Annotated in this window: 5 protein-coding genes; 1 reads left to right on the top strand and 4 read right to left on the bottom strand. The window is 71.2% G+C overall.

Translation table 11 applies throughout. The annotated features are described in order from the left end of the window. From ACESL7_RS12250 to ACESL7_RS12240, 3 genes are all read right to left on the bottom strand, one after another. A partial coding sequence (locus ACESL7_RS12250) for a PAS domain-containing protein (protein WP_372893602.1) occupies positions 1-1,179 on the bottom strand: 1,179 nt, incomplete at its 3' end. A gap of 208 nt (positions 1,180-1,387) precedes the next feature. Then, positions 1,388-3,919 (bottom strand): response regulator, encoded by a 2,532-nt coding sequence (locus tag ACESL7_RS12245; protein ID WP_372893601.1) that lies wholly within the window; start codon positions 3,917-3,919, stop codon positions 1,388-1,390. Positions 3,920-3,930: 11 nt separating this feature from the next. After that, entirely contained in the window at positions 3,931-4,419 is a 489-nt protein-coding gene (locus ACESL7_RS12240; RefSeq protein ID WP_372893600.1) for a putative pterin-binding protein, read from the bottom strand. A 191-nt stretch (positions 4,420-4,610) separates the two neighbouring features. Here ACESL7_RS12240 and ACESL7_RS12235 point away from each other — a divergent pair, with 191 nt between their 5' ends. Beyond that, positions 4,611-5,279 carry a response regulator transcription factor gene (locus ACESL7_RS12235; RefSeq protein WP_372893599.1) on the top strand — a complete coding sequence of 223 codons (669 nt, stop codon included), beginning with the start codon at positions 4,611-4,613 and terminating at the stop codon, positions 5,277-5,279. Between the two features lie 144 nt (positions 5,280-5,423). Here the strand turns inward: ACESL7_RS12235 and ACESL7_RS12230 are convergent. Continuing rightward, positions 5,424-5,657: TRAP transporter large permease subunit (locus ACESL7_RS12230; protein WP_372893598.1), on the bottom strand; the 234-nt coding region annotated here is incomplete at its 5' end.

Raw genomic sequence — 5,657 nt, 5'->3', positions numbered from 1 at the left:
GTTGATCATCAGGTTGAGCACCATCTGCACAACGTCGACGTGGCGCGCCGAGAGCATCACCGCGGCCTCGGGCAGGTCGAGATCGAGGGCGATCCCCGGGGGGAGCGTCGCCCCAACCAGCTCGGCGGCCTTCGCGAGCGGTGCGCGCAGATCGAGCGGCGCGTATCCGTCGCCCGTATCCCTGCCCAGCGCGAGGCGGTCGTTCAGCAGGCGGGCAGCTTCCTGAACCGTCTCGGTGATGGTGGCGGCGGCCGCGGCGGGATCGTCCTCGAGGCCCGCCTCGATCCCGCTGGCGTGCTGCTGAACCAGCCCGAGGAGGTTTCTCAGATCATGCGCCGCGCCGGCGGTGAGGGCATGGACGACCTCGTAGCGCTGCGACACGAGGAGCTGCTCGCGCAGGCGCGCGCGCTCCGCCTCGCCGCGCAGGCGCTCGGATATGTCCCGCGTCGCGCAGATGATCCCGCCGCCCGAGGCGAGCGTCAGCGACACCTCCTGCTGCACGGGTTCCGCGTTGTCGAGGCGCCGGCCACGCAGCTCCCCGCTCCACGAGCCCGTCTGCGTCAGGACCGGGAAAACCTCGCGTTCGATCAGCGTGCGAACCTCCGGCGCGTAGAGATCCGACCAGTGCAGCGCGGTCACGTCCGCCCCCGGCTCGATGCCGAACATGCGCCGGTGCGCCGGGTTCATGAAGGTGAAATAGCCTCCGGCGTCGGCGATCGCCGTCCCGTCGCGCGTCTCCCGCAGGGCGAGCGCCTTGGGATCGTGGCGCGTGTCGCCCGTCACGGTCGTCTCGGGGGCGAAGGCGACGCCGCCGATGCGCGTCGGGCGTCCACCGGGGCCGTCGCGCGCGATGACGCAACCATACCCGTTGAGAGCGACGTAGCCCCCCTCTGCATGGAGCAGGTGCAGATCGATCGCGACCGTCTCCGCCTTTTCGGAAAAAAGCGTCTCGCGCGCCTCGCGCAAGGCCTCCTGATCGTGCGGGTGGACGAGCAGGCGAAAGCCCGCGGACGAGAAGGAAGTCTCCTCCGCCCCACGTCCCAGGAGCGCCATCAACCGGGGCGAGACGCGCGCCGCGCCGTCCGCGTCGCTTTCCCATGTTCCGACCCTGTCGCCGAAAAGCCGGAGCGCGTCTGCGCCGGGCGATGCGACGAGGGGCGCGGTCGTGGACTGTGTCATTCTGCGGGAGCCTGTCACTTCATTCACAGACCTAGTCCCCTTTTTTCGTGGCACCACACTTTCGCGGCGTCACGGCCTGACATGACCACAGACCTGTCACAGGTGCCGCATATCCCGAAGGAAGCTATCGGTCCACCGCGCGCGCACAGGCGACAGAAGCGCATCGTTCCGCCGAAGCGGAAAACTATCGATCATCGTGCCGTGGACATCAGCCGGCCTTGTCGGCCGGGCGCAGCGCGGCGACATCGGCGTGGAGGAGAGCTTCGAGCACCGGCAGCGCCGTGTCACGCTCCGCCATCAGTTCGCGCTGTGCCTGCTTGAAGAGCGCGCCGAGCCGCCGGAAACCGATCATCGAGGTCGATCCCACCGCGCGATGCAGCGCCTCGATCCGCGCCGTGCGCTCCGCCCCGGTGTCGGAAAGCGCGGCGAGCGCGCTTCGGGCGTCCTCCAGCGCGGCCGCGATCATGTCCGCGGCGGTGTCGGGGCCGAGCATCGCGTCGAGCTCCGCGCGGTCGAGCGTGTTCGAAAGCCCCGCAAGCTCCGGGTGGGTCGTGGCCGGATCGGGCGTTCCCGAGGCCGACAGCGACGCCGCGCCTTCCAGCGCCCCCGCCAGCGTCGCACCGTCGAGCGGCTTCGACAGCAGTGCGTCCGCCGCGCCGTCCTGCATCGCCTCGGGCGGGACCAGGTCGGCCACCGCGGTGACGCAGAGGATGACGGCCTCCGCGGACGTCTGCGTCGCCCGGATGCGCCGCGCGGCCTCGATCCCGGTGAGCCCCGGCATCAGGTAGTCGAGCACGATCAGCGCATAGGACTGCGCGCTCGCCTTCTCCACGGCCTCGACGCCGTCTGCGGCCGTCTCCACGGCGAAGCCGAGGCGTTCGACCATCCGGCGCATCAGCGCGACGTTGACCGGCGCGTCGTCCGCGACGAGCGCCGCGCCGCCGGCAGGCAGAGGGCGCGACGGCCCCGCGACCTCGGCCGCCGCGTCGCCGTCCTCCGCGACGTCGAGCTGCAAGGCCACACGGAAGCGCGCGCCGCCGCCCGGCGCCGCATCCGCCGTGACCGTCCCGCCCATCGCCGAGACCAGCGCGCGCACCGGCGCCAGACCGAGGCCCGTGCCCGCATCCTGCGCCGCGCGCCCCTCCACGACCTCGAAGGGCTCGAAAATCCGGTCGCGGTCGGCACCGGACAGCGCCGGCCCGTCATCGGCCACCACGACCTCGAACGCCGCGACGCCATCCGCCCCCGGCGCACCGTGGCGCAGCGTCACCGTGACCACGCCGCCGGGCGCCGCGGCGACCGCATGCCGGATAAGGCGGCTCAGCACCCGCGCGATCCCCTGTGTGCAGCCGTTGTAGAACCGCGGCGTCATCTCGCCCACGATCTCGAGGCGCAGCTCGGTGCCATGCGCGGCAGCGTCGGCGGCATGCGCCGAGATCGCCCGCCGGGCAAGCGAGCTCGGCGAGACGGCGCGCTCCTGCGCCGGCAACTCGGCGAGCCGGGTGATGTCGAGCGCATCCTCCACCAGCGCCAGCAGCCGGTCGCCCGACTCCCGCGCCATGGCGAGCAGATCCGCGCGCTCGGCCCCCGGCGCGGCGTTCTGAAGGAGATCCAGCGCCCCCAGCACCGCGTGCAGCGGCGTGCGCATCTCGTGGCTGACGGCGGAGAAGAAACGGTCCTTCGCTTCGGCATAGCTTTCGAGGGCATCCCGCGCGCGGGCCTGCGCACGCTCGGCCTCCGCCTCGGCCGCGCGGTCGCGGATGAACACGGCGAGGATGCGCTCCCCCTCCAGGTCGCGCGTCGCGGTCACCGTCACGTCCACCGGGCGCTCGCTCCCGTCGGGCGCGCGCAGATGGCTGCGCACGGGGCCGGCGTCGATCATCGGCGCACAGGGGTCGCCCAGAAGATCCCCGAGGCCCGGCGCCGCGGCGCGCTCCGCCCCCTCTGCAGCGGGACGCAGTGCCGGGGCCAGCTTCACCGCCGCGGCATTGGCATGCAGCACCCTGCCGTCGGGATCGGTGACGACGATACCGTCGGACGCGGCATCGAACAGCCGCTCGAGCATCCGCGTCGACCGCCGCGCGACCGCCGCACGGCGATGCACCTCGGACCACACCCGCCCCGACAGGATCGCGGCCCCCAGCATCAGCGCGAGCAGCGCGACCGAGATCGCCACGTATGTCGTGAAGAGCGCCCTTTCCTCCTCGCGCGCCTGCGTCTCATCCGCGACCAGCTTGTGAAGCGTGGTCACGGAGGCGTCGCGCACGAGCGGCGCCGCCTCGGCGAGCGTCGCGTCCAGTCGTGCGAGGGGCGCCCCCAGCGGTGGGCCGAGCGCGTCGACCTGCGACGCCAGCCGCGCGCGCAGGGCGAGCATGCGCTCGCGCTGGGGCGCGACCGCAGCCTCGGACGCGGCTGCCTCGAGCAGGGTGACGAACGTGCTGACGCGAGAGTAGAAGATGTCGAAGGCCAGCGTGAGCTCCCCCAGATCGGGGATGGCGCCGCGTGCCGTCACCGCACGCGCGCCGCTCACGGCGCTCCGGAGGCGGGCGTAGTCGGCCTCGAGCTGCGAAAGCACCCATGCGCGGTTGTCCGAGGCCGTCTGGTGCAGCTCCGTACGCTTCTCGATCACCATGACCGAATTGGCGAGCATCGCGAGGGCGGCCAGCAGGATCACGGCGACCAGCGCGGCGGCGGCACGGCTCCCGCGGACCCGTGCGGCATCTCGCAGCGGTGCGATCATGCCCGGCGCCCTCAGCCGGGTTTCACGTCGATCCGCGCGAGTTGCCAGATCGAGTAGGAAAAGATTTGCTCGTTGCGATAGCGCGCCGCCCGGTCATAGGGAAAGATGATCCAGAGCGGACCGTGATCGCGCACCCCGAACCGCATGCCGTCGCGATAGAGCGCGACGATCGGCACCTCCGGCGCGACGACCTTGCGCGGCATGTCGACACTGTAGTCGTTGAGCGCGGTCAGCCGCAGATCGCCCGGGCCGGCCCCCGCCGCCGCCAGCACGTCGGCGAGGGCCGGGCCGGCGAAGGTTTCGACCCCGTCCGTCCACTCGGTGGCGGTCACGATCTCGCGGCGGGGCAGCGCATCGAGCGCGGCCGCGTCGAATTGCACCGGCCCGGCGCCGTCAACCTCCCCCTGCACGCTCAGGAGCACGCGCCCGGCGGTCGCCGGCACCCATGGCCCCATGACGGCGCAGAGGGTCAGCCCGCCCAGGAAATCCCGTCGCTGCATTGCGTCCCCGTCGTTCCTGATGCCCTACGACTGCCTACGACGCCACGGACGGTCACGCGATGTATCTTTGGATATTTTCGCCACGTAAGATAACCGAATGGCACTTGGATCGACCGAAGAACACTCGTTATGTCACGGCGGTGCGCAACCGAAGGGGCGCGCACACACCGAACGAGCACGAGGGCGCACACATGGCCGGTTCAGCAGATCTCGATACACGCGTGGCGACCGACGATGCGGACGACGCGCCGGCGCGGGTCCTCATCGCGGACGACCACCGGATGATAACCGAAGCCGTCGCCCGGCTTCTCGAACGGTCGGGCGGGTTCGAGACGCGTGTCGTCGGCACCCTGACCGAAGCGATCCAGGCGCTCGCCGGGGACACCCCCTACGACCTTCTGCTGCTCGACGTGCGCATGCCCGGGATGACCGGGCTGGAAAGCGTGCAACGCGTCCTCGCCCGCGCGGGCGACACCAAGGTCGTGCTTTTTTCGGGCGAGGCGGACCGTCGCTTCGTCGCCGGTGCCGTCGACCTCGGGGTGCGGGGGCTGATCCCGAAGACCATGCCGCTGAAGGCGCTGACCAGCGCGCTGCAGCTTGTCCTTTCGGGCGAGGTCTTCATGCCCGCCGCCGGCGCACCGCCCGCCGGCTCCGGCGCGCCGGACGGGACGGACCTGACCGAGCTCGAGATCATTATCCTGAAGCTCGCCTCCGATGGCGCGACCAACAAGGAAATCGCCCTTCACGTCAATCTCAGCGAGGTGAACGTGAAGATGCACATGCGCGCCATCTGCCGAAAGCTCGACGCCAAGAACCGCACGCATGCCGCCATGCTCGCGCGGAGCCTCGCCGTCATCTGAGCGGCGAGCGCGGTGCCTGCCCGCAAGGCACGCCCGCCGCCCACCGCGCGGCATTTGCCGATCTGCGCCCCCGCAGGTGCACGCGCCGCCCGAGGGGCGTGATGTGAAAGCGCTTACTCGGTCGCCGCCGCGGGGACCGGACGGCTAGCGCGCCCAGAGCGCGAGGCCGGGGAAGGCCACCAGGAGCGCCACGAGGATCAGCGAGCAGGCGATGAAGGGCAGCGCCGCCATGTAGATCGTGCGCATCGTCGTGCCCGGCGGCGCGACGCCCTTCATCACGAAGAGCAGAAGCCCGAAGGGCGGTGTCGTGAAGCTGATCTCCAATGCCAGCAGCATGATCAGCGCGAACCAGACGAGGTCGAAGCCGAGGCTTTCGGC

It is taken from the genome of Rhodosalinus sp. (assembly GCF_041685465.1).
Classification (GTDB): Bacteria; Pseudomonadota; Alphaproteobacteria; order Rhodobacterales; family Rhodobacteraceae; genus Rhodosalinus.
Note: the sequence above shows the minus strand (reverse complement) of the source record. Positions and strands in the feature narration are given on the sequence as shown.

What these genes read in the sequence shown, in the direction of transcription:
- ACESL7_RS12240 (WP_372893600.1), bottom strand. Translation starts at nt 4,419, where the DNA reads ATGCAGCGACGGGATTTCCTGGGCGGGCTGACCCTCTGCGCCGTCATG.
- ACESL7_RS12235 (WP_372893599.1), top strand. Translation starts at nt 4,611, where the DNA reads ATGGCCGGTTCAGCAGATCTCGATACACGCGTGGCGACCGACGATGCG.
- ACESL7_RS12245 (WP_372893601.1), bottom strand. Translation starts at nt 3,919, where the DNA reads ATGATCGCACCGCTGCGAGATGCCGCACGGGTCCGCGGGAGCCGTGCC.